20 protein-coding genes and 1 pseudogene are annotated in these 21,948 nt (G+C 65.0%); 13 read left to right on the top strand and 8 right to left on the bottom strand.

Features of this window, described 5'->3' with window-relative positions; genetic code table 11:
* The first annotated feature begins 3 nt into the window (after positions 1–3).
* The 6 genes from gnd to EJ071_RS05695 all read left to right on the top strand — a co-directional run bounded on the left by gnd (position 4) and on the right by EJ071_RS05695 (position 6,381).
* On the top strand, positions 4–1,017 hold the full coding sequence (gene gnd / locus EJ071_RS05720) for a phosphogluconate dehydrogenase (NAD(+)-dependent, decarboxylating) (RefSeq protein WP_126097208.1): 1,014 nt from the start codon (positions 4–6) through the stop codon (positions 1,015–1,017).
* Positions 1,018–1,030: 13 nt separating this feature from the next.
* Positions 1,031–2,407, top strand: a complete 1,377-nt coding sequence (zwf, locus tag EJ071_RS05715; protein ID WP_126097207.1) for a glucose-6-phosphate dehydrogenase — start codon at positions 1,031–1,033, stop codon at positions 2,405–2,407.
* Between the two features lie 16 nt (positions 2,408–2,423).
* The gene (locus EJ071_RS05710; RefSeq protein ID WP_126097206.1) at positions 2,424–3,128 is read left to right on the top strand and encodes an ROK family protein; all 705 of its coding nucleotides are present in this window, start codon (positions 2,424–2,426) and stop codon (positions 3,126–3,128) included.
* A 189-nt stretch (positions 3,129–3,317) separates the two neighbouring features.
* Entirely contained in the window at positions 3,318–3,776 is a 459-nt protein-coding gene (locus tag EJ071_RS05705; protein ID WP_126097205.1) for a MucR family transcriptional regulator, read from the top strand.
* A gap of 109 nt (positions 3,777–3,885) precedes the next feature.
* On the top strand, positions 3,886–4,986 hold the full coding sequence (locus EJ071_RS05700) for a pyridoxal phosphate-dependent aminotransferase (RefSeq protein ID WP_126097204.1): 1,101 nt from the start codon (positions 3,886–3,888) through the stop codon (positions 4,984–4,986).
* A 156-nt stretch (positions 4,987–5,142) separates the two neighbouring features.
* On the top strand, positions 5,143–6,381 hold the full coding sequence (locus EJ071_RS05695) for an MFS transporter (RefSeq protein WP_126097203.1): 1,239 nt from the start codon (positions 5,143–5,145) through the stop codon (positions 6,379–6,381).
* 85 nt (positions 6,382–6,466) lie between these two features.
* Here EJ071_RS05695 and EJ071_RS05690 read toward each other — a convergent pair whose 3' ends face one another.
* Positions 6,467–6,697, bottom strand: coding sequence for a hypothetical protein (locus tag EJ071_RS05690; RefSeq protein ID WP_126102490.1), 231 nt, complete (start codon positions 6,695–6,697; stop codon positions 6,467–6,469).
* A gap of 397 nt (positions 6,698–7,094) precedes the next feature.
* On the opposite strand from EJ071_RS05690, the gene EJ071_RS05685 reads away from it, so the two are divergent.
* On the top strand, positions 7,095–8,867 hold the full coding sequence (locus tag EJ071_RS05685) for an adenylate/guanylate cyclase domain-containing protein (protein ID WP_126097202.1): 1,773 nt from the start codon (positions 7,095–7,097) through the stop codon (positions 8,865–8,867).
* A 180-nt stretch (positions 8,868–9,047) separates the two neighbouring features.
* Here the strand turns inward: EJ071_RS05685 and EJ071_RS05680 are convergent.
* Positions 9,048–9,224: pseudogene (locus EJ071_RS05680) on the bottom strand (GMP synthase); the annotation flags it as partial.
* A 458-nt stretch (positions 9,225–9,682) separates the two neighbouring features.
* Here EJ071_RS05680 and EJ071_RS05675 point away from each other — a divergent pair.
* Complete coding sequence (locus EJ071_RS05675; RefSeq protein WP_126097201.1) at positions 9,683–11,434, top strand: tetratricopeptide repeat protein; 1,752 nt, start codon at positions 9,683–9,685, stop codon at positions 11,432–11,434.
* Between the two features lie 422 nt (positions 11,435–11,856).
* On the opposite strand, the gene EJ071_RS05670 is transcribed toward EJ071_RS05675, so the two are convergent.
* From EJ071_RS05670 to hemC, 6 genes are all read right to left on the bottom strand, one after another.
* A complete protein-coding gene (locus EJ071_RS05670) occupies positions 11,857–12,573 on the bottom strand; it encodes a glutamine amidotransferase (RefSeq protein ID WP_126097200.1) in 717 nt (238 codons plus the stop codon).
* Positions 12,574–12,587: 14 nt separating this feature from the next.
* Positions 12,588–13,064, bottom strand: a complete 477-nt coding sequence (locus EJ071_RS05665) for a TerB family tellurite resistance protein (protein WP_126097199.1) — start codon at positions 13,062–13,064, stop codon at positions 12,588–12,590.
* A 33-nt stretch (positions 13,065–13,097) separates the two neighbouring features.
* Positions 13,098–14,666, bottom strand: coding sequence for a heme biosynthesis protein HemY (locus tag EJ071_RS05660; RefSeq protein WP_126097198.1), 1,569 nt, complete (start codon positions 14,664–14,666; stop codon positions 13,098–13,100).
* 10 nt (positions 14,667–14,676) lie between these two features.
* Positions 14,677–16,149 carry a mitofilin family membrane protein gene (locus tag EJ071_RS05655; protein ID WP_126097197.1) on the bottom strand — a complete coding sequence of 491 codons (1,473 nt, stop codon included), beginning with the start codon at positions 16,147–16,149 and terminating at the stop codon, positions 14,677–14,679.
* 100 nt (positions 16,150–16,249) lie between these two features.
* Complete coding sequence (locus EJ071_RS05650; RefSeq protein WP_126097196.1) at positions 16,250–16,963, bottom strand: uroporphyrinogen-III synthase; 714 nt, start codon at positions 16,961–16,963, stop codon at positions 16,250–16,252.
* 1 nt (position 16,964) lies between these two features.
* Positions 16,965–17,888: a hydroxymethylbilane synthase gene (gene hemC / locus EJ071_RS05645; RefSeq protein ID WP_126097195.1), complete on the bottom strand. Its 924-nt coding sequence runs from the start codon at positions 17,886–17,888 to the stop codon at positions 16,965–16,967.
* Positions 17,889–18,117: 229 nt separating this feature from the next.
* Between hemC and tsaD the strand changes: the two genes are divergently transcribed.
* The 5 genes from tsaD (at position 18,118) to EJ071_RS05620 (ending at position 21,855) form a co-directional block, all read left to right on the top strand.
* The gene (tsaD, locus tag EJ071_RS05640; RefSeq protein ID WP_189521530.1) at positions 18,118–19,203 is read left to right on the top strand and encodes a tRNA (adenosine(37)-N6)-threonylcarbamoyltransferase complex transferase subunit TsaD; all 1,086 of its coding nucleotides are present in this window, start codon (positions 18,118–18,120) and stop codon (positions 19,201–19,203) included.
* Positions 19,204–19,214: 11 nt separating this feature from the next.
* Positions 19,215–20,234 carry an NAD(P)H-dependent glycerol-3-phosphate dehydrogenase gene (locus EJ071_RS05635; protein WP_189521529.1) on the top strand — a complete coding sequence of 340 codons (1,020 nt, stop codon included), beginning with the start codon at positions 19,215–19,217 and terminating at the stop codon, positions 20,232–20,234.
* Between the two features lie 18 nt (positions 20,235–20,252).
* Positions 20,253–20,549: a YciI-like protein gene (locus EJ071_RS05630; protein ID WP_126097192.1), complete on the top strand. Its 297-nt coding sequence runs from the start codon at positions 20,253–20,255 to the stop codon at positions 20,547–20,549.
* Between the two features lie 221 nt (positions 20,550–20,770).
* Complete coding sequence (locus EJ071_RS05625) at positions 20,771–21,196, top strand: EVE domain-containing protein (protein WP_126097191.1); 426 nt, start codon at positions 20,771–20,773, stop codon at positions 21,194–21,196.
* Positions 21,151–21,855 (top strand): methyltransferase, encoded by a 705-nt coding sequence (locus EJ071_RS05620; RefSeq protein WP_189521419.1) that lies wholly within the window; start codon positions 21,151–21,153, stop codon positions 21,853–21,855. Before EJ071_RS05625 ends, EJ071_RS05620 begins: the two co-directional genes overlap by 46 nt.
* The last annotated feature ends 93 nt before the right edge of the window (positions 21,856–21,948 follow it).

The following is a 21,948-nucleotide window of genomic DNA, read 5'->3' as shown; positions in this document are numbered from 1 at the left end:
ACCATGCAGATCGGAATGATGGGACTGGGCAGGATGGGCGCCAACATGGTGCGGCGCCTGATGCGCGACGGCCATGAATGCGTCGTCTACGACATCAATTCGGCAAGCGTCGCCGGCATGGTCAAGGACGGCGCCATTGGCGCCGCCTCGCTGGAAGAATTCGTCGCCAAGCTCGCCAAGCCGCGCTGCGCCTGGCTGATGCTGCCGGCGGCGATCACCGGCAGGATCGTCGACCAGGTGGCAGCGTTGATGGAGCCTGGCGACATCATCATCGACGGCGGCAATTCCTACTACCACGATGCCGTCGACCAGGCCGCGAAGCTGGCAACCAAGGGCATCAACTTTGTCGATGTCGGCACCAGCGGTGGCGTCTGGGGTCTCGAGCGCGGCTACTGCCTGATGATCGGCGGCCCCGATGAAGCCGTGCAGCATCTCGATTCGGTCTTCGCCACGCTGGCGCCCGGCGCCGACCCAGGCTCCAACCCGCCGAAGGACGCCGGAACCGCGGCCTTTGGCTATCTGCATTGCGGGCCGAGCGGCGCCGGCCATTTCGTCAAGATGGTGCATAACGGCATCGAATACGGCGTCATGGCCGCTTATGCCGAGGGCATCAACATCCTGAAATCGGCCAATGTCGGCAAGCGCGGCCGCACGGCGGATGCCGAGACCAGTCCGCTCGAAAATCCGCAATATTACCAATTCGATATCGACCTCGCCCAAGTGGCCGAGGTCTGGCGGCACGGCAGCGTCATCGGCTCCTGGCTGCTCGACCTCACCGCCGGCGCGCTGAAGAACGACCCCGCGCTCACGCAATTCGGCGGCCGGGTGTCGGACTCGGGCGAAGGCCGCTGGACGCTGAAGGCGGCGATCGATACCGGCGTTCCGGCGCCGGTGCTGTCCTCGGCGCTGTTCGACCGCTTCTCCTCGCAAGGCGAATCCGCCTTCGCCGACAAGCTTCTGTCCGCCATGCGCTATGCCTTCGGCGGCCATGTCGAGAAGCCGAAGACCGGCGCCTGAGGGGAGAGACGGCATGAGCCAGGAGAGGTCCGACACGCTGGTGCTTTTCGGAGCGACCGGCGATCTTGCGCATAAGAAGATATTTCCGGCGCTGTATCATATGGTCGCCAAGGGGACGTTGGCCGAGCCGGTGATCGGCGTCGCCTTCGAGCCTTGGGATCCTGGCAAGCTGGTGGACCGGGCTCGCGACGGCATCGTCAATGCGCTGGGCAAAGTCGACGACAAGGTGTTCGCCAAGCTCGCCTCGCTGCTGCGCTATGTCAGCGGCGACTACCGCGACAGCGCCACCTTCGAGAAGCTGAAGACGGCGCTCGGCGCCGCGCAGCGGCCATTGCACTATATGGCAGTCCCCCCGACCATGTTCGAAACCGTCGTGCAAGGGTTGGAGCAGTCCGGCACCGCGCGCGGCGCGCGGCTCATGGTGGAAAAGCCTTTCGGCCACGACCTCCAGTCCGCGCGCTGGCTGAACCGGGTGCTGCATCTGGTGTTCGACGAACAGTCGATCTTCCGCATCGACCATTATCTCGGCAAGGAAGCGATCCAGAACCTGCTCTATTTCCGCTTCGCCAACGCTTTCCTCGAACCGATCTGGAACCGCAACTTCGTCGAGAGCGTGCAGATCACCATGGCCGAGGATTTCGGCATCGAGGGCCGCGGCCGCTTCTATGACGACGTCGGCTGCATCCGCGACGTCATCGAGAACCATCTGCTCAACATTCTATTGCTTTTAGCCATGGAGCCGCCGGTCGGGCGCTCGGCCGACGACCTGATCGACGAGAAGGTGCAGGTGCTCCGCGCCATCCGCACGCTTGCCAAGGACGATGTCGTGCGCGGCCAGTTCGACGGCTATCTGGCGGAGCCGGGCGTCAAGCCCAACTCGCCGGTCGAGACCTTCGCCGCAGTGCGGTTCTTCGTCGACACCTGGCGCTGGCGGGACGTGCCCTTCTTCATCCGCGCCGGCAAGAACATGCCGGTGCACGCCACCGAAGTGATCGTGCGGCTGAAGCGGCCGCCGCTCGACGTCTTCGACCCGATCAAGCCGGGCGACGCCAACTATGTCCGCTTCCGCATCGATCCGCAGGTGGCGATCTCGATCGGCGCGCAGCGCAAGGTCGCCGGCGACGACATGATCGGCGAGCAGGTGGAACTCACCGCGCTCGACGACACCAAAGGCGACATGCCGCCCTATGAGAGGCTGATCGGCGATGCGATGAACGGCAACGGCCAGCTCTTCACCCGCCAGGATGCGGCCGAGCTGGCCTGGCGCATCGTCGGGCCGGTGCTTGGCGACACCACGCCGCCGCAGATCTATGCGCCGAAGACCTGGGGGCCGGCCGATGCCATGAACGGCTTCGGCCCGCCCAATGGCTGGATCAACCCGACGAAATAGTTTCGGAGGCAACGAAATGGCGAAGGCGGCAAAACCGGCTGCGGCGAAAGGCGATCAGGTCGTGCTCACGATCGATGTCGGCGGCTCGCATGTGAAGATCCTCACCAGCGCCGGCGGCGAGATGCGCCGCGCCGAATCCGGACCGGGCCTGACGCCGCAGCGGGTGGTTGCTTCGGTGAACAAACTCGCCGAGGGCCTGAGCTACGACGTCATCTCGATGGGTTATCCCGGTCCGGTGCGGGACAACAAGCCTTCACTCGATCCCTTCAATCTCGGCAAGGGTTGGAAGGGCTATGATTTCAGCGCCGCTTTCGGCAAGCCGGTGAAACTCGTCAACGACGCGCTCATGCAGGCGATCGGCAGCTACGAGGGCGGCCGCATGCTTTTTCTCGGCCTGGGCACCGGCCTGGGCGCCGCGATGATCCTCGACAATGTCGGGCAACCGATGGAGCTTGCCCACCTTCCCTACCGGAAAGGCTTGAGCTTCGAGGACTATGTCGGCGAGCGTGGCCTGGAAAAGCACGGGAAGAAAAAATGGCGCAAATACGTTTTCGACGTCGTCAACAGGCTTCGCGCCGCCTTGCAGCCCGATTATGTGGTCATCGGCGGCGGCAATGTCGACAAGCTCGATGAATTGCCCGAGAAATCCAGGCGTGGCGACAACACTCGCGCCTTCGAAGGTGGATTTCGACTGTGGCGCGACAAGGCGCTGGTCGTCTGATATTGTTACATTTCAGTATAGTTGTTCAAAATAACGTGTACCCGCGCGACTGATCGTTGCGCCCTGCACATTTGCCGACTAGGAATTCGCCGGCCTGCCGCGCCATGCGTCTTCCCCGGCGCACGAAGGACGCGGCAGCTGCTCTCACATCCCCATTTTCGCGGCCATGCGGCATAGAGGAGGAATTACGTGGACGAGGACACCAACACAGCCAAGGAAGAAGTCGACCTGCTCGAGCTCACCGCTCACATCGTGTCGGCCTATGTCGCCAAGAACCGGCTGCCCGCTTCGGACCTGGGCGGGCTCATCGCCAGCGTCGCCTCTTCGATCGGCGGGCTCAGCCAGCCGCTGGTGCCGCCTGCACCCCCGCCCGTCCCCGCCGTCAACCCCCGCCGCTCGGTGACGCCGGACTACATCATCTGCCTTGAGGACGGGAAGAAGTTCAAATCGCTGAAGCGCCATATCGGCGTGCATTTCGGGCTGTCGCCTGAGGCCTACCGCACCAAATGGGGCCTCCCCGTGGACTACCCGATGGTCGCGCCCAACTATGCGGCTTCGCGTTCGCAATTGGCCAAGTCGATCGGCCTCGGCCGCAAGGCGGAAGCCGAACCGGTCAAGAGGGGCAGGAAGGCCAAGGCCTCCGCCTGAAGCGTCACCTGCCTGCACCAACGGTTCAAGAAGCCTGCCGGCGATTCCGCCTTGGCAGGCTTCCTGCTTTTGTGGCTTGGATACCCAAACTTTGTCGGGGAGCACGGCCATGAACTACGCAAGGATGGTGATCGAGAAGGAAGCGCCGGAGGAATACGGCTACGACCGCATCCGCTACAATCTTTCCGAAAGCTCGATCGCCGACCAAAAACTCTCCGACATCGGTCTCTCGCTGCCCGACCTCACCTTGTTCTACGGCGAGCATCGCGGCGAGAAGGAACTGCGCGCGCTGATCGCCGCGCAGGACAATGGGCTCTCGCCTGACGACGTTCTGGTGACCGCGGGCGCCGCCGGCGCGCTGTTCATCATCGCCACCTCGCTGCTCTCGGCCAGCGATCATCTGGTGGTCGTGCGGCCGAACTACGCCACCAACATCGAGACGCCCAAGGCGATCGGCTGCGCCATCTCCTATGTCGATCTCGATTTCGACGAGGGCTTCGCGATCGACGTCGAACGCGTCGCAGCTGCCGTTCTGCCGAACACCAGGCTGATCAGCGTCACCTGCCCGCACAACCCGACCGGCACCATGATGAGCCGCGCCGATCTCGACGCGCTGATCGCGCTCGCTGAGAGCCGGCATTGCCGGCTGCTGGTCGACGAGACCTACCGCGATCTCTCCTATGGCGAGCGGCTGCCTGCGGCGGCATCTCTCAGCCCAAGCGCCATCAGCGTCTCTTCATTGTCCAAGGCCTTCGGCATCCCGGGCATCCGCATCGGCTGGCTGGTCACCCGGGACCCCGAGTTGCGCGAGACGTTCCTCGCCGCCAAGGAGCAGATCGGCATCTGCGGCAGCGTCATCGACGAGGCGATCGCCCGTGCCATGCTCGAGCGCCGTGACGCCTTCCTGGCTTCATTGCTGCCGGAGATGGCGAAGCGGCGCGACATTGTGCAATCCTGGATCGACGGCGAACCGCTGGTCGACTGGGTGCGGCCGCAAGGCGGCGTCGTCGGCTTTCCGCGGCTGAACGTCGATGCCGGCTTCGACCTCGACCGCTTCTACGCCAGGCTTCTGGACGAGCACGGCACCTATGTCGGGCCAGGCCACTGGTTCGAAATGCCGAAGCGCTTCTTTCGCGTCGGCTTCGGCTGGCCGAAGGAGACTGAATTGCGCGGCGGGTTGGAAGCCATCTCGGCTGCTCTGAGAGGCTGAGCCTCTTTCCTTCGCGAACGATAATTCCAGATTTCTTCCATCCGGCGCGTTTTTTTTCGCGCAAGGTAGGACGAACTCAGCTAAAGGGTTCTGGCCGGACCAGCGCCCGCCGTGGAAGTGCCCCGCCGGCCGATGCCGCAACGGGGCCCTTGAACCATGACCATCGAAGCAACTTCACCTGAACAGCGCTACGCCGCCTTCCGTCACCGACCGTATCTCAGCTACTGGACGGCGCGCTTCCTCACCACTTTCGCCACCCAGATCGTCTCCGTCGCCGTCGGCTGGCAGATCTACGACCTGACGCGCAATCCCTTCGACCTCGGCATCGTCGGCATCGTCCAGTTCCTGCCGTCGCTGCTCCTGGTGCTGGTCACCGGCGTCGTCGCCGACCGCTTCGGCCGCCGCCTGATCATGACATTGTCGTCGCTCGTCGAAGCCGGCTGCGCGCTCGCTCTCCTGTTGTTGACGCTGCGCGGCCTTGGCGGCCCGCTGCCGATCTTCGTCGTGCTCGCCATGTTCGGTATCGCCCGAGCCTTCTACGGGCCGGCATCGTCCTCGCTGGTCGCCAATCTTGTGCCGCCTGAACATTTCGCCAACGCCATTGCCTGGAACTCCTCGGCCTGGCAGACGGCGACCATCGTCGGCCCGGTCGCCGGCGGCCTGCTCTACGGCCTTTCGGCGGAGATCGCCTACGCCACCGCGGCGATCCTGATGCTCGTCGCCGCGCTGCTCGTCTTCACCATTCCCAAGCCCGCCCAGCAGACGGCCACCGACAAGCCGACGATGCGGACGCTGTTTGCCGGCTTCGGCTATATCTGGAGTGAGAAGATCGTGCTCGGCGCGATCTCGCTCGACCTTTTTGCCGTGCTTCTGTCGGGCGCCTCGGCGCTATTGCCGGTCTATGCGCGCGACATACTGGAGCTTGGCCCCTGGGGCCTCGGCCTGCTGCGCTCGGCGCCCGGCATCGGCGCCATTGCCGTGGCGGTCTGGCTCGCCGGCCACCCGATCCACGACCATGCCGGAAAGATCATGCTCGGCTTCGTCGCGCTGTTCGGCGCTTTCACCGTTCTGTTCGGCATCTCCACCATCACCTGGCTGTCGATCGCAGCCCTCGCCATGCTCGGCGCCACGGACATGTTCAGCGTCTATATCAGAGAGACGCTGATCCAGCTCTGGACGCCGGACGAAGTACGCGGCCGCGTCAACGCGGTGAACCAGGTCTTCGTCGGCGCCTCCAACGAGGTCGGCGAGTTCCGCGCCGGCACCATGGCGGCGCTGATCGGCACCGTGCCGGCGGTTGTGATCGGCGGCATCGGCGCCATCGCGGTCGCCGGCCTCTGGGCCTATCTGTTCCCAGCGCTGCGGCAGGTGCGGCATCTCAACAGCCGGAACTGATTGAGTTCTGGATCAGGCCGCTGAATCCGACGCGTGGGCCAGGCAGGCTGCGCCGGCAACGAATGAGATCCTGTCTGGAGATATTCTACTCCGAAAAGCTCACGCTGACGCCGCGCTGCCGAAAATAGGCCTGCATCAACTTACGGCCGGCGCGGTTGTTCTGCACCAACCTGGCCGGATCGAACACCGCCTGCTTCTTCCCCTCTCGCGACAGCGCTGCCTTGAGTGTCGCGATATGTGCATCGATATCGGCATTGTCCGCTCGGAGTGAGGCATAGATATTTTCGGTCGCCTCGGCCACGGTCAGTTCGTTCACAGCTGTCGTCCTTTGATTGGTTGGGCGGCGGCTTAGCACAGATTGCGGCTCCGTCGATACCAAGGAGGCTGCCGGTACACAGCGCCGGCGACGAAGGACGATGCATTCGCCATCCCAGTGGCGATCATGCTTGCGCAGCGGCAACAACGCCGGCTTTCTCCACACGTCTTTGGCTCTGCCACTGGGAAATTGGCTTTTGCTCGATCCCACAGCCGGTTTGCCGAAGATCAGCTGCAAAAATTCGCTCAGCCAGACCCGGCCAGGTTTTCTGCGAACAATAGTCCGGCGGATTGGGCTCGGCTCGCGTTGTGACGCAGGACATGCGAGAATAATGCCTCGGCACTGTTGGCATGAATTTGCGGCAATTGGGATCGGGCACTGGCCTGAGGGCAATTGAATGAACGAAGAGTCCCGCACGATGCGCCGGCTCGCGGCAATCCTTGCCGCTGACGTGGTGGGATACTCGCGTCTAATGGGCATCGACGAGGAAGGCACGCTCGCAGCACTGAAGGCCCACCGCAAGGAAGTGATCGATCCGCTGATCGCTCAACATCAAGGTCGCGTCTTCAAGACGACGGGCGATGGCCTTCTCATAGAGTTCGCGTCGATCGTCGACGCGGTGCGCTGCGCCATCGTAATCCAGCAGGGAATTGAGAGCCGCAATGCGAACGTCGATGAAAGTCGCCGCATCCGCTTTCGCGTCGGCATCAATGTGGGTGACGTGATCGTAGAGGGCGACGACATTTTTGGCGATGGCGTCAACGTTGCTGCGCGACTCCAAACACTTGCCGAGCCCGGCCGGATCTGCGTCAGCGCCACCGTTCGCGAGCATGTCGTCGAGAAGCTTCCGATCGGTTTTGCCGATCTGGGCGAACACAGCGTGAAGAACATCGCCCGACCCGTCCATGTCTATCGCATCGAGACGCGAACCGAGCCCAGGAATGTCGATGTGATTGACCAACAACAAACAGTGCTGGCGCTTCCCGACCGACCCTCAATCGCCGTACTTCCTTTCACCAATCTGAGCGGCGATCCCGAGCAGGATTACTTCGCCGATGGGTTGGTGGAAGACGTTATCACCGGCTTATCCAAGTTCCCGGGCTTCTTCGTCATCGCAAGAAATTCGACCTTCCCGTACAAGGGGAAGGCCGTTGATGTCCGTCAGGTGGCGAAGGATCTCGGTGTACGTTACGTCCTCGAAGGCAGTGTGCGGAAGTCGGCGAACCGGTTGCGCATCACCGGGCAGCTGATTGAGGGTGCGGCCGGGACGCATGTCTGGGCCGACAAGTTCGAGGGTCCTCTGGAAGATGTTTTCGATCTGCAGGATCAGCTGACAGGGAGTATTGTTGGTGCCATCGAGCCTTCCCTCCGGCGCGCAGAGATCCAGCGTGCGCGTCTCAAGCGGACGGAAAGCCTGGGTGCCTATGACCTCTATCTTCGCGCCCTGCCGCATGCGTTTGCCAACACGTCCGCGGACAACGACCAGGCGCTGGCGCTGCTCGGTCAGGCGCTGAAGCTCGATCCGGAATATGCCGCGGCACATGCCTACGCTGCCTGGGTTTTCGAACAGCGTTTCCTGCGCGGAGGGTTCCGCCCGGATGATCGCGGGGCGGCCCAAAGGCACGCGCACCTCGCCCTCACGCTCGGCGTGGACGATGCGCAGGCACTCGCCATCGGTGCCTTCGTTCTGGGCAACATTACGCATGACTATGACGCGGCCGTCATGACGCTCGACCGAGCACTCAAAGTAAATCCCAATTCCGCGCTTGCCTTGGGCTTTAGTTCGCTTGTGCACATGTTCTCCGAGCGCTACGAGCGGGCGAGCGACGACGCTGCACGGGCTCTAAGACTGAGCCCGTTCGATCCACTCAACTACCATCCCTACCTCGCGCTCGCCTGGACCTGTTTTTTCACAGGGCGTCTGACTGAGGCCGCGACCTACGCGGCATTGGCGCTTGAGGCAAACCCGGGCTTCAGCGTCCTTCATGCAGCGGTCGCAGCTGTACAGGCGGAACTAGGTCGAGCTGATGCTGCGCGGGCGGCGGCCACGCGACTGCTGGAAGTGGCGCCGGAGTGGACGATCAGCGGCTTCGTGCGCATGGAGTTAATGCGGCCTGAACTGATGGACAAACTCGCCAGCGCGCTGAGGAAGACAGGGCTGCCAGAGTGAACATACTCTACCAGCGACGGCATTGGCGGCGCTCGATCGTGGGTGACGTTCAGCGGCCATGCGCACAAAATCCGGTGATTCCGTGACTCACATTCGAATGACCTTTCATGGCGCAACCACGACTTCCAGCGAAGTCGTCTTTGGCTCAAGCTTTGCCACTCAGAGAAATTGGCTTTTACTCTATCCCACAGCCGGCTTGCCGAAGATCAGCCCCAAGAACTCACCCAGCCAGCGCTTGAGGTGCATGTCCCAGATCAGCCTGCCGCCGAGATGATCGCGGCCGGGTTGCGCGCCGGGCAATTCGAAGCGGTGCGCGCCGCGCACAACCCAGCGCTGCATCATCACCCTGGTCAGCTCGGCACGATGGCGGCACCAATCGGCACGGTTCCGGCCATGATGATCGGCGGCATCGGCGCTGTCGCCGTGTGGGCCTATCTGTTCCCGGCGCTGCGGCAAGCGCGGCACCTCTACAGCGGCAATTGGGCGCTGGATATAAGCCGCTGGAGGCGACGCGCTGGCCGATCAGCTCGCGCCGGCGACGGCTTAGATGGGGCCGACAGCGGACTGGCAGGTTCAGGCTGCGGTTGTTCAAAAGCGGACGTTCGGTTGAACGGGGACATAGTCGTGACCTGACCCAAAGTAGCCCGTCGGCAGCACCCGCGATCGGACCATAAACGACGCCGTGTGAGGAATGGCCCAAGGGACGTGGTGAGTTGATCGCTGTCGGCGCCGGCACTGCACGCTCGCATTCGAGGTAGGACTAGAATACGCTCGCCGCCCGGAGCTTCGACCTACGGAAGAGGCAGGACACAAGTATGGAGCGACGCCTCACCGCAATCCTTGCTGCCGACGTCGTCGGCTACAGCCGCCTCATGGGAGCCGACGAGGTTGGCACGCTCACGCAGTTGAAGCACCTTCGCGCCGAGGTGATCGAGCCTAGGATCGCGGAGGCCCATGGACGCATCGTTGGTTCCGCCGGCGACAGTCTGCTTGTCGAATTTGCCAGCGCGGTCGACGCGGTACAGTGCGCGGTCGAAGCCCAGGAGGGATTGGCCGCTCACAATGCAAGTTTGCCCGAAGACAAGCGCATGACTTTCCGCATGGGCGTGAATTTGGGCGACGTGATTGCAGAGGACGACACGATCTACGGTGATGGTGTGAACATCGCCGCGCGGCTCGAGAAGCTTGCAGAACCTGGCGGCGTCTGCGTCGCGAGCAACGTCTACGAGCAGGTCAAGGGCAAACTAGACTATGCTTACACCGACCTCGGTAGCCATCAGGTCCACAACATCGTGGAGGCGGTACGCGCCTATCAGGTCAGTCGAGCAAAACCAACTTCGGTATTCTCGACAAGGGAGAGGCTGACGCTTCCCGAAAAACCGTCCATCGCGGTCTTGCCATTCGACAACATAAGTGGCGACCCCGAGCAGGGCTACTTCGCTGACGGCATGGTGGAGGAGATCATCACCGCGCTGTCCCGGACGCGCTGGCTGTTCGTCATCGCGCGCAACTCTAGCTTTACATACAAGGGCCGGGCAGTGGACATTAAGCAGGTCGGGCGCGAGCTTGGTGTGCGCTATGTGCTTGAAGGGAGCGTGCGCAAGGCGGCGAGCAGGGTGCGCATCACCGGGCAGCTCATCGACGCGGCAACGGGCGCACATCTATGGGCCGACCGTTTCGACGGCGGGCTGGAGGACGTTTTTGACCTGCAGGAGGAAGTGACCCGGAGCGTCGTCGGCGCGATCGGTCCGAAGCTGGAACAGGCAGAGATCGAGCGGGCCAAGCGCAAGCCGACCGAGCACCTTGACGCTTACGACTACTATCTGCGCGGGATAGCAAGTCTTCATCAGTTGACCAGGGAATCCAACGCAAACGCCCTTCAGTTGTTTTACAAGGCCATCGAACTCGACCCTGAATTCGCCTCGGCATACGGCATGGCCGCGTTGTGTGCCGTCATGCGCAAGGCGAACGGCTGGATGGCCGATCGTGAGCAGGAAACCGTCGAGACAGAACGCCTGGCTCTGAAGGCAGTGGATTTGGGCAGGGATGACGCGGTTGCGCTCTCACTCGGCGGGGAAGCGCTCGCGTTTGTCGTGGGCAACTACAATAGCGGGGCAGCGTTCATTGATCGCGCGCTTGCGCTCAATCCGAACCTGGCTACTGCGTGGCTATTCAGCGGCTGGGTCAGAGCCGACCTCGGCGATACGGAAACCGCCCTCCAGCACCTGGCCACTGCGATACGCATGAGCCCAGTCGACCCGTTCATGTTCGATATGCTGAATGCGGTTGTAGTGGCTCATCTCTTAGCTGGTCGATTTGAGGAGGCATCATCTTGGGCGGAAAGGTCGTTGCGGGAAAAGCCGGACTTTTTGCCGTCGTTGCGCTTTGCGGCTGCAAGCTATGCTCACGCTGGCCGAACCGAGGATGCGCAAAAGGTGGTGAGCCGAATTCTTGCCCTCGATCCTAGCCAACGAATTTCCAATCTCGCCGACGTCGTTTCAATCAGGCGTGCGGCCGATATGGCTCTGCTTTCAGAAGGTTTGCGAAAGGCTGGGCTGCCGGAATAGCTCTGCCAGGTTGGCGCATACTGATCGCGAGTTGGGAACGCACCGAGATCGCAAAGACCGCAATGTGGGTGGCGTCGGCCCGGCACAAATCGCCGTAGGGCGCCGTACAAGCGATCCCGCGTCATATCAGGGGTGGGGTCACTGATCCCAACTCGTCGCGTGGGCCAGCACTGGGGGCGCCTGTGGCAAAGCACCTGCTCGATCTCAAGCCCTGTCGGCGATCCGTAGGACATAGGCAATGGCTGATCGTCCGTTTTTGGCGCGACCACGACCTCCAGCCTAATCGCCGGCAAGGTCCGCTTTCAGGAAGCTGCGAAGCCGACCTCTACGGCCGAGATGCGGCGCAAAGCAGTCGTCCACGCCTTGGCAGACGTAAGCCATCTTCGGAATCAAGCTCAGCCGTTCCCGCCAACCGGATTGCCCTACCCCACCGCCGGCTTACCAAATATCATCCCCAAAAACTCGCCAAGCCAGCGTTTCAGGTGCATGTCCCAGATCAGCCTGCCGCCGAGATGATCGCGGCCGGGCTGCGCGCCGGGCAATTCGAAGCGGTGCGCGCCGCGCACCACCCAGCGCTGCATCATCACCCTGGTCAGCTCGCCGTGGAACTGGATGCCCCAGGCATTGTCGCCATAACGGAAAGCCTGGTTGGGATAGGTTTCGGCGGTCGCGAGCAGCGTCGCGTCCTTCGGCAGCGAAAAGCCCTCGCGGTGGAACTGGTAGACCATCTCCGGCCAGTGCAGCAGTTTCTTGCCGGCTTCCGTCGCCTTCAGCGGATACCAGCCGATCTCGACCAGCCCTTCGCCATGGCCTTCGACCTTGCCGCCGAGATGGTTGGCAAGCATCTGCGCGCCGAGGCAGATGCCGAGAAACGGCCGGTTTTCCCTGAGCGGGATCTCCAGCCAGTCGGTCTCGCGGCGGACGAACTCGTCCCCATCATTGGCGCTCATCGGCCCGCCGAAGATGACCGCGCCGGCGTGGCCGTCCAGCGTTGAGGGCAGCTCCTCGCCAAGCGGCGGCCGGCGGATGTCGAGGTCGAAACCTTCCTCCAGAAGCATATGGCCGACGCGGCCGGGGCTCGACGTCTCCTGATGCAGCACGATCAGGATTTTTGGTCTCGGCCTCGGTCTGGGTGGCATGGGCAGGCGAGGTCCTATTCGTCGCTCGATGTTCCGCGCGCGTCCGGCGCTTCGGCCGCCGCCTTGCGGCGCGCTTCGATCCGGTCCTGGCGCTCGACGCCGATCAGTTCGGCGACGCGCCAGACCGTGTTGTCCTCGAGCTCGTGCAATTCGCCGTCGGCGTAGACGATCTCCCACATCAGGCCGATGAAGGCCTTGCGCGCCTCGGCATCGAGATTGCGCTTGAGCACGCTGGTGAAGGCGTAGAGGTCGATCGCCTCATTGTCGGCGCGCTCACCGGCGGCCGCCAGCGCGTCGAGCTCGTCGCCGCTGATCGAATAGGTCTCGGCCAGGATCTCCTTGAAGCGCTCCCACTCGACATCCTGGCGCACGCCGTCGGCATTCATCACATGATAGAGCAGCGCCGAGGCTGCGACGCGCGGATCGTCCGCGCTCGGCTTGGCCCCACCCGCCGGCAAATCCCTCAGGAAGGACAACACGCGTTCGAACATCGATACCTTTTCCCTGTCCGCCAAAGCCGGACCTCAAAACAAACGAAACCGGCGCGGCGATTTTTCCGCCTGGTCTTCCGGCGCGACGCCGGGATCATCCGGCAAGGGCGGCGGCTCCGAAGCCTGCTCGGCGGCCGCGCCATCGCCCAAGGCGGCCGCGATTTCCTCCTCTATGCCGTTCGACGTTTCAGCGGCCGGCTTCGTGGCCGGTGCATCGGGGACAATGTCGATTGCTTTCTCGGCCGGCACGGCCGGCGGCGCGGCAGAAATTGCCGGCAGCGCGACGTCCGTCTCGCTCTCGATCAACTGGCCAAGCCGCTCCATCGGCGCGCGCCAGGTGAAGGCGTCCAACTTGCCGGTGACCGGCGACACCGGCGCCCAGCGATCGGAGACGACGCCGTCGGCGACCCAGGCCGGATCGCGCGGTGCCCGAACCGCCTTCGACAGCAGCTGCCGCACCTTGCCCTGATCGCCGGTTTCGGCCTCCTCGATGTCGGCCAGAAGCAGATAGGCGCCCTCGCGGCGGTCCATGCGGATCGCGGCTTCCGCCTCGCGCCTGGCGGTGGCGAAATCCTGCGCGTCGAGCGCGGCGCGCGCCACGGCCATCGACGATTCGGCGTGGTTCTTCTTCATTTCCTGCAGCTTCTTTGCCCGGTTGAGGCGGTCGAGCACGGCATCGCCCGGCCTTGCATGGGTGTAGAGCTCGGCGATGTCCGGATGCGGCTCCGCCCGCCAGGCCGTCTCCAGGACCCTGGAACCCTTGCGCACGTCGTTTTGCTTGAACAGCATATTGGCCGCGACGACTGCCGCCGGCGCGAAATCCGGCGCCAGCTTGTTGGCTTCGAGCGCCGCGGTGCGGGCGGCATTCGGATCGCTGTCGACCAGCGCCTGCGCCTTGGCCGTGAGCAGCACGGCGCGGCGCCGGTTGGCGGCGTCGCGCTCGATCTGCCGGGTGGACTTCTGCGCCTCGACCAGCTTCAGCGCGCCGTCCCAGTCGCCACGTTCGGTCAGTTCTTCCAGCGTCGATTCCGCCGCCCAGGCAAGCTGCGGCGCCACCGCCGCGGCGCGGCCGGCATAGTGGCGCGCGGCGTTGCGGTCGCCCAGACGCTCGGCTTCGAGATAGAGCCCGCGCAGGCCAAGCAAGCGCATTTCCGGGTCGTCGATCATACGCTCGAACTTTTCCCGCGCGCCCTCATGGTCGCCTTCGAGCAGCGAGGCCTGCGCGTCGAGCAGGTTGATCAGCGGCTCCTGGTCGGAGCGGATCAGCTTGGCCGCTTCCTTGGTCTTCTTGCGCGCCAGCGCGCCGTCGCCGGCGCCCGCCGCTATCATGCCGGTCGACAGCGCCTGGTAGCCGCGATCGCGGCGACGCACCCTGAAATAGCGCGAGATCGTATAGGGGCTGTTCCACAGCGACTTGATCAGCCACCAGACGATCATCACCGCGGCGACCACGGCGACGATAGCCACCGCCGCCACCATCAGCGTGACCTGGTACTGGTAGCCGTTGAAGGTGACGATCATCTCGCCCGGACGGTCGGCCAGCCAAGCGAAGCCGAGCCCCAGCGCGAAGACGACGGCGAGGAAGGCGAGGATGCGGATCATCGAATGGTCCTCACGCCTTCGTCGCGCCGGCAATCAGCGCTTCTATCTGCTTTTCGACCTCGAGCCGCGCCTTCAGTTTGCCGGCAAAATCGGCGGCGGCCGCCTTCGCCGCATCGGGCAGCGTGTCGTATTCGCCGAGCGCCTTGGCGTAGTCGCCCTGGTTGACCGCCACCTCGATGCGCGCGACGGTTTCCGGCGCGCCCTTGCCTTCGACGGCGCCCACCGGCCGTACCCTGACCAGCGATTCGGCGCTCGACACCAGGCTCTGGAAGAAGCCGGCATTCCGGTCGACCGGCGTCGCCGCCTCGACCATGGCGTTGGCGGCGGCGTCGGCCTCCGAGGCGATCGTGGCGCGCGTCGGCACGCCCTTCTCCGCATAGGACCGCAGCACCGCGATCTCCGGCGCGTCCGGCGCGATCGCCGCGAAAGTGTCGAGCTCGGTCGCGAAGGGCGCGCCGCGGTCGAGCGCAGCCTTCAGCGCCGAGGCGGCAATGGCGAGCGCGATCTTCGGCTGCGAGGCCTGCGCCTCGACCTTGCCGGAGAGCTGCGACACCGACTGTTCCAGCGCCGCGACCCGGCCGTCCTGCGCCTTTGCCGCGTCGCCGACCGATTTCACCAGCGCGTCGAGCCCGGCGAGCTTCTCGTTGAGCGGGCCGAGATCGACCGGCGCGGCGCTGCCGGCCTTCTGCAGGTCGGCGACCGCCGTCTCGATCTGGCCGACCTTGTCGTTGAGCGCCTTGAGCGCGGCGCCATCGCCGCTTTGCCCGGCCGACGACTTCAGCGCCGCGATATCCGACTTCACCTGGTCGAGCGCCGAGGACAGGCCATCGACCTTGGCGGAGGCGCCGGCAGCGTCCGTCTCCTTCAGCGCCGCGATCTCGCTCTTCAGCGAGGCGATCTCGCCAGTGACGCCGTCGAGATGCGCTCCGCTGGAGGCCGGAGAGCCGAGCAGGCCAACCACCTGCAGAAGGCCGGCGCCGGCCAGCGCGATCACGCCGCCGATGACACCGGCTGCGATGGTGCGCACGCCGGCGCGTCCGGATGGCGACGTCGCACGATCGTCGCCCCGGCTCTCGCTCGGCTTCGGCGCCGAGGCGGCGGAACTGGAACCGGTCGCCGACGCGTCCTCGAAATCGTAGCCGAAGCCCTTTGGCTCGCTCTTCGAAGCCTGCGAACCTCCGGGATAGGGCGCCTCCGCCTCTTCGTTGCTCCTGGCCTCGGATCCATCAGCCCCAGCCTGGGCCGCGTCGGCGTGTTCCCACGGCTCGATGTCGGCCTGCTCGGCATGGATCGGCTCTTCCGGAACTTCCGGTTGCGAAGCGGCGGCGGCTTCCTCCGCCTTCGCCTCGTCGGTTGGTTCCGTATCGGTCTCGGTCTTGGCGGCATCCTCTTCGGCGATTCGCGAGACGGCGCCGGGGTCGAGCTCGATCGTCACCGGCTCGCGGCGGACGTTCGAATGTCGCGTCTTCGGCGTCTTGACCATGCTTGGGCTCCGCGAACTGGCTTGTGGATGGTTCGAAGGGTCTGGGGGATGCTCTAGCACATCACCAAGCGGTGAAAAGGGGCGGTGTGATGACGCGGGCTCAGCGCGGCAGCGACAAAAGCGCCAGCAGCGCGTCCTCGTCGGGTTGCGAGGCAATGCGGACCTTTTGCCCGCCGACCTCGGCCAATGCCTTGGCGACACGCGCGGACAGCGCCAGGAACTCCGCTTTTTCGAACAGGCCGCGCAAGGCGGGCCGGCGGATCAGCGCACTCAGCGCCTCGGCGGCCTTGGCCGAGTAGACCAGCACCGCGTCGACGGGCTTGGTCGAAAGGCGCGCGACGATCTCTTCATCCGAACAGGCAAGCCGAACCGTGTCATAGGTCTCGACCGCATGGAACCGTATGCCGGCCGCCGCGAGCCGCTGCTCGAACACTGGAAGGCGCACACGGCCGCAAAGATAGACCATCTCCTTGCCCGCGAATTCGTCGGCTATCGCGCCGGCCAGCGCTTCGGCATCGCCCGGACCTTCGCAGACGGATATAAATCCGGCCGCACGGCAGGCTTCGGCCGTTCTTTTCCCGACCGCATGGCAAGGCAAGGCGGCAAGCGCCGCGATCAACGCTTTCGGCGCATGACGAACCGCGTTGGCGCTGGTGACGGCGACCGCGGCGGCAGCAGGAAAGACGCTTGCCTCGACCGGCAGCGCCACCGTTTCGGTCAGCGGCAGCACAATGGGTTGAAATCCCTGGGCTACGAGCCGCCGGGCCGTGCGCGAGGCGCCCGGTTCCGGCCTCGTCACCAGGACGCGGATCATGTCAGGCCCAGCCCTCGAAGAATTTTGCGCCGGCCTTGGCGCGCACCATTCGCGCGGCTTCCGCGCCTATTTCCGCCGCATCCGCCGCTCGGCCATCCAGTTTGACCTCATGCGATTCGGTGCCGTCGGGCGAGATGATCAGCCCGGCAAAAGACAGTTTTTGGCCCGATATCGTCGCATGGCCGGCGATCGGCGTGCGGCAGGAGCCGTCGAGCGCGGCGAGGAACGCGCGCTCGCAGGCCAATGCCTGGCCGGTCGGCGCATCGCGGATGGCCGCCAGCATCTTTTCCACCGCCCGGTCACCGATCCGGCTTTCGATGCCGATCGCGCCCTGGCCCGGCGCCGGCGGAAAGACATCCAGCGGCATCAGGTCCGTGACGACGCTCTCGAGCCCGAGCCGCTTCAGCCCGGCATAGGCGAGGATGGTGCCCTCGGCGACGCCCTCATCCAGCTTGCGCAGCCTCGTCTGCACATTGCCGCGGAACATCACCACGTCGAGATCCGGCCGCATCCGGCGGATCAGCGCCTGGCGCCTCAGCGACGACGAGCCGACCTTGGCGCCGCGTGGCAGCTCGGCGATCCGTTTCACCGTCTTGCCGATGAAGGCGTCGCGCGCGTCCTCGCGCGGCAGGAAGGTGGAGAGCTCCAGCCCATCGGGCAGCACCGTCGGCATGTCCTTGGAGGAATGCACGGCGATGTCGATGCGGCCGTCGAGCAGCGCCTCCTCGATCTCCTTGGTGAACAGGCCCTTGCCGCCGGCTTCCGACAGCGGCCGGTCCTGGATGCGGTCGCCGCTGGTCGAGATGGGCACCACTTCGAACGCCTCTTCGGGAAGGCCGTGCGCCTTCATCAGCCGCGCCCGCGTCTCATGCGCCTGGGCGAGCGCCAGCGGGCTGCCGCGTGTTCCGATTTTCAAAGTTTGCATGGCGCGCGGTCCGTGATAACCCCCGGGGCGATTTTCGAGGTCTGCCGAGATTCAGGTCAGGCCGAGCCGAAAATGGTGGATTTCGAGAACCGGCGCGGAGCGTACTTTTGGGTACGTGAGCACCGGAAGCGCAGAAACCGCCATTTGCAGGCCGGCATCACCTGAATATCGACAGACCTCCTATATAGGAAAGGCCGGAGATACAATCTTCGAGGACAGCGACGAATTGATCCGCGTTCTGGGCATAGAGACGAGTTGCGACGAGACGGCGGCCAGCGTGGTGGCGCTGGACGGCTGCTCCGCGCCCGAGATCCTGTCCAATATCGTGCTCAGCCAGATCGAGGAGCATGCGGCCTTCGGCGGCGTCGTGCCCGAGATCGCGGCGCGCGCCCATGTCGAGGCGCTGGACGGCATCGTCGAGGCGGCGCTGGCCGATTCGGCCGTATCGCTCGACGAGGTCGATGCCGTCGCGGCCACGGCAGGACCGGGCCTGGTCGGCGGGCTGATCGTTGGACTGATGACCGCCAAGGCGATCGCGGCCGCCGCCAACAAGCCGCTGATTGCCATCAACCACCTCGAAGGCCATGCGCTGACCGCAAGGCTGACCGACGGGCTCGAATTCCCCTATCTGCTTTTGCTCGTCTCCGGCGGCCACACCCAAATCGTCGCGGTGCGCGGCGTCGGCGATTACCAGCGCTGGGCGACGACCATCGACGATGCGCTGGGCGAGGCCTTCGACAAGACGGCCAAGATGCTCGGCCTGCCCTATCCCGGCGGCCCGAATGTCGAGAAGGCGGCGGCGCGCGGCGATGCCGGCCGCTTTGCCTTCCCGCGCCCGATGAAGGGCTCGGCGCAGCCGGATTTCTCCTTCTCGGGGCTAAAGACGGCGGTGCGCCAGGCAGCGACGGCGATCGCGCCGCTCAGCGACCAGGACGTCGCCGACATCTGCGCCTCCTTCCAGGCGGCGGTGGCCGATGCGCTGGGCGACCGTGTCGCCCGGGCGCTGGCGCGCTTTCGTCAAGAGTTCCCGGATAAGGACAAGCCGGCGCTGGTCGTCGCCGGCGGCGTCGCCGCCAACCGGACGATCAAGGGCACGCTTGAAGCGCTCTGTTCCGAAGCCGGCTTCGCATTCGTCGCGCCACCGCAAAAGCTTTGCACCGACAATGCCGCGATGATCGCCTGGGCCGGCATCGAGCGGCTGCGCGCCGGGATAGTGGGCGAGAATGCGGCCGACTTCGTGCCGCGTTCGCGCTGGCCGTTGGACAGCGTTTCCGCTCCCCTGGTCGGCTCTGGCCGGCGCGGTGCCAAGGCATGACCAAGAAAGCCATGACCGGGAAAAGCACGACCAGCAGGAGGCCAGCGAGCGGCTGGCGCGTCGCGGTGCTGGGCGGCGGCGCCTGGGGCACGGCGCTGGCGCTCGCCATGCTGCGCGCCGGCCATTTCGTGCGGCTTTACGCGCGCGATAGCGAGACTGTCGCCGCCATCGATCGCGGCGAGAATCCGCGCTACCTGCCGGGCATCGCGATCGAGCCGGGCATCGTCGCCACCAGCGATATCGCCGCCGCTCTCGACGGTGCGAATTGCGTGCTGGCGGTGACGCCGGCGCAATCGCTGCGCGCGATGCTGGCTACCGCCGCGGGCCATGTACCGAAGGGCGTGCCGCTGGTTCTCTGCGCCAAGGGCATCGAGCGCGACACCGGCGCGCTGCTGTCGGCGATCGTCGAGGAGAGCCTGCCGAACAACCCGGTGGCAGCCCTTTCCGGCCCGAGCTTTGCCAGCGATGTCGCGCGCGGCCTGCCGACGGCCGTCGTCGTCGCCGCCCGGAATGGAGAATTGGCGGCCGAGCTTGCCGCGCGCTTTTCGGCCGAGAACCTGCGCTGCTATTCCAGCGACGACCTGATCGGCGTCGAGATCGGCGGTGCGCTGAAGAACGTCTTCGCCATCGCTGCCGGCGCCGTCACCGGCGCCGGGCTCGGCGCCAGCGCCCAGGCCGCCATGGTGACGCGCGGCTTCGTCGAATTGCGCCGCATCGGCGCCGCCTTCGGCGCCAGGCCGGAGACGCTGATGGGGCTTTCCGGCCTCGGCGACCTTTTGCTCACCTGCTCCTCGGCGCAGTCGCGCAATTTCGCCTATGGCCTGGCGCTCGGCCAGGGCAAGCCGCTTGCCGGCCTGCCGCTCGCCGAAGGCGTGCCGACCGCGGGCATTGCCGCCCGCATCGCCGCCGAGCGCCAAATCGAGGCGCCGATCATTTCGGCTGCCGCCGCCATCCTCGACGGCAAGATCACCATCGGTCAGGCCGTGACGGCGCTGATGACACGCCCGCTCAAAACCGAAACCGACATCTGAACCCTCGGAGTTTTGAACATGCTGTTTGCGTTGATTTGCAAGGATAAGCCCGGCAGCCTGCGGCTGCGTATCGACACGCGGCCGGCGCACGCGGCCTTCCTGGAAGGCTTGATCAGCGAAGGCAGACTTGCCTTTGCCGGTCCCTTCCTCGATGCCGACGGCAAGCCCGACGGCAGCCTGGTGATGATCGAGGCGCCCGACATGGCCGGTGCGCAAGCCCTGGCGGCCACCGATCCCTATGCCAGAGCCGCCCTGTTCGAAAGCGTCGAAATCCGGGCGTGGAACTGGGTCTTCCAGAAGCCCGCGACCGAATGAGGTTAGTTTGCGCTGCCCCTCATCCGCCTGCCCGTCCTCCGGAGCAGCTGCGCTGCAGCTGCGGAGGGTGGACCGGCACCTTCTCCCCGTAAGAACGGGGAGAAGGGATAAGCTCCAACGCTGGCGACCCCCTCTCCCCGTCCTTACGGGGAGAGGGTAGGGTGAGGGGCAGCGCCAACGCTGAATAATGGCCAATTGACAACGGCAAGGGGACAACTGAGATGAACTACTGGCTGTTCAAGTCCGAACCCTCGGTCTTTTCCTTCGAGGCGCTGAAGGCCAAGGGCAAGGCCGGCACGCAGTGGGACGGCGTGCGCAACTACGCCGCCCGCAACAACATGAAGGCCATGAAGATCGGCGATCTCGGCTTCTTCTATCATTCCAATGAAGGCCTCGACATCGTCGGCATCGCCGAGGTCTGCGCGCTCGCGCATCCCGACACCACCACCGACGACCCGCGCTGGGAATGCGTCGACATCCGCGCTTTCAAGGACGTGCCGAAGCCGGTGACGCTGGAGCAGGTCAAGGCCAATCCGAAGCTTGCCGACATGGCGCTGGTCCGTCAGGGGCGGCTTTCCGTGCAGCCGGTGACGCTGGCCGAATGGAAAGAGGTCTGCCGCATGGCCGATCTCAACCCGGCACCGTGAAACGGCTCACGCCAAAAACCGCGAAAAGATTCATCCTCGACAACACGGCGCTGATGGCGCCGCCGCATGTGCCCGAAGTGCTGCTGCACCTGGCCGACGAGGCGCATGACCTGTGGCTGCGCACCGAGGAGGAACTGGCCGAGATCGGCCTGCCGCCGCCCTTCTGGGCATTCGCCTGGGCCGGCGGCCAAGGACTGTCTCGATACGTGCTCGACCATCCGGCGACGGTGCGGGGAAAACGCGTGCTCGATTTCGCCTCCGGCTCCGGCATGGTCGCCATCGCCGCCTTGAAGGCCGGCGCGGCTGAAGTGATTGCGGCCGACATCGACCCTTTTTGCGAGGCGGTGATCGCGCTCAACCTGGAAGCCAACGGCGTGAAAGCCGAATTCCTGGATGCGGACTGCATCGATACGGATGACGGCTGGGATGTCGTGCTCGCCGGCGACGTCTTCTACGACAAGCCGCTGGCGGACAGACTGATGCCATGGTTCGCGAGCTTGAAGGCGCGCGGCGCCGACATCCTCGTCGGCGATCCCGGCCGCGCCTATCTGCCGAAGAAAGGGCTGCAATCGCTCGCCGTCTACCAGGTGCCGGTGACGCGTGTGCTGGAAGATGCCGAGGTCAAGCGTACCACTGTCTGGCGCTGCGGTCCCGCTTGACGCCGCCGGCGAACAGGGATTCCATCGGCCTATTCAATTCATGCATGTCGTTGTCTCAAAACCGCTCGCACTTTTGAGCAACATGCGTCGGGG

This window comes from Mesorhizobium sp. M1B.F.Ca.ET.045.04.1.1 (assembly GCF_003952465.1).
GTDB classification, from domain to species: Bacteria; Pseudomonadota; Alphaproteobacteria; order Rhizobiales; family Rhizobiaceae; genus Mesorhizobium; species Mesorhizobium shonense.
The sequence above is the reverse complement of the archived record's forward strand: the minus strand, read 5'-3'. Positions and strand labels throughout refer to the sequence as shown.

Bases quoted from the DNA above. Each gene is read 5' to 3' on its own strand.
- gnd (WP_126097208.1), top strand. From the start codon at position 4: ATGCAGATCGGAATGATGGGACTGGGCAGGATGGGCGCCAACATGGTG.
- zwf (WP_126097207.1), top strand. From the start codon at position 1,031: ATGAGCCAGGAGAGGTCCGACACGCTGGTGCTTTTCGGAGCGACCGGC.
- EJ071_RS05710 (WP_126097206.1), top strand. From the start codon at position 2,424: ATGGCGAAGGCGGCAAAACCGGCTGCGGCGAAAGGCGATCAGGTCGTG.
- EJ071_RS05700 (WP_126097204.1), top strand. From the start codon at position 3,886: ATGAACTACGCAAGGATGGTGATCGAGAAGGAAGCGCCGGAGGAATAC.
- EJ071_RS05695 (WP_126097203.1), top strand. From the start codon at position 5,143: ATGACCATCGAAGCAACTTCACCTGAACAGCGCTACGCCGCCTTCCGT.
- EJ071_RS05685 (WP_126097202.1), top strand. From the start codon at position 7,095: ATGAACGAAGAGTCCCGCACGATGCGCCGGCTCGCGGCAATCCTTGCC.
- EJ071_RS05675 (WP_126097201.1), top strand. From the start codon at position 9,683: ATGGAGCGACGCCTCACCGCAATCCTTGCTGCCGACGTCGTCGGCTAC.
- EJ071_RS05670 (WP_126097200.1), bottom strand. From the start codon at position 12,573: ATGCCACCCAGACCGAGGCCGAGACCAAAAATCCTGATCGTGCTGCAT.
- EJ071_RS05665 (WP_126097199.1), bottom strand. From the start codon at position 13,064: ATGTTCGAACGCGTGTTGTCCTTCCTGAGGGATTTGCCGGCGGGTGGG.
- EJ071_RS05660 (WP_126097198.1), bottom strand. From the start codon at position 14,666: ATGATCCGCATCCTCGCCTTCCTCGCCGTCGTCTTCGCGCTGGGGCTC.
- EJ071_RS05655 (WP_126097197.1), bottom strand. From the start codon at position 16,149: ATGGTCAAGACGCCGAAGACGCGACATTCGAACGTCCGCCGCGAGCCG.
- EJ071_RS05650 (WP_126097196.1), bottom strand. From the start codon at position 16,963: ATGATCCGCGTCCTGGTGACGAGGCCGGAACCGGGCGCCTCGCGCACG.
- hemC (WP_126097195.1), bottom strand. From the start codon at position 17,888: ATGCAAACTTTGAAAATCGGAACACGCGGCAGCCCGCTGGCGCTCGCC.
- EJ071_RS05635 (WP_189521529.1), top strand. From the start codon at position 19,215: ATGACCGGGAAAAGCACGACCAGCAGGAGGCCAGCGAGCGGCTGGCGC.
- EJ071_RS05630 (WP_126097192.1), top strand. From the start codon at position 20,253: ATGCTGTTTGCGTTGATTTGCAAGGATAAGCCCGGCAGCCTGCGGCTG.
- EJ071_RS05625 (WP_126097191.1), top strand. From the start codon at position 20,771: ATGAACTACTGGCTGTTCAAGTCCGAACCCTCGGTCTTTTCCTTCGAG.
- EJ071_RS05620 (WP_189521419.1), top strand. From the start codon at position 21,151: ATGGAAAGAGGTCTGCCGCATGGCCGATCTCAACCCGGCACCGTGAAA.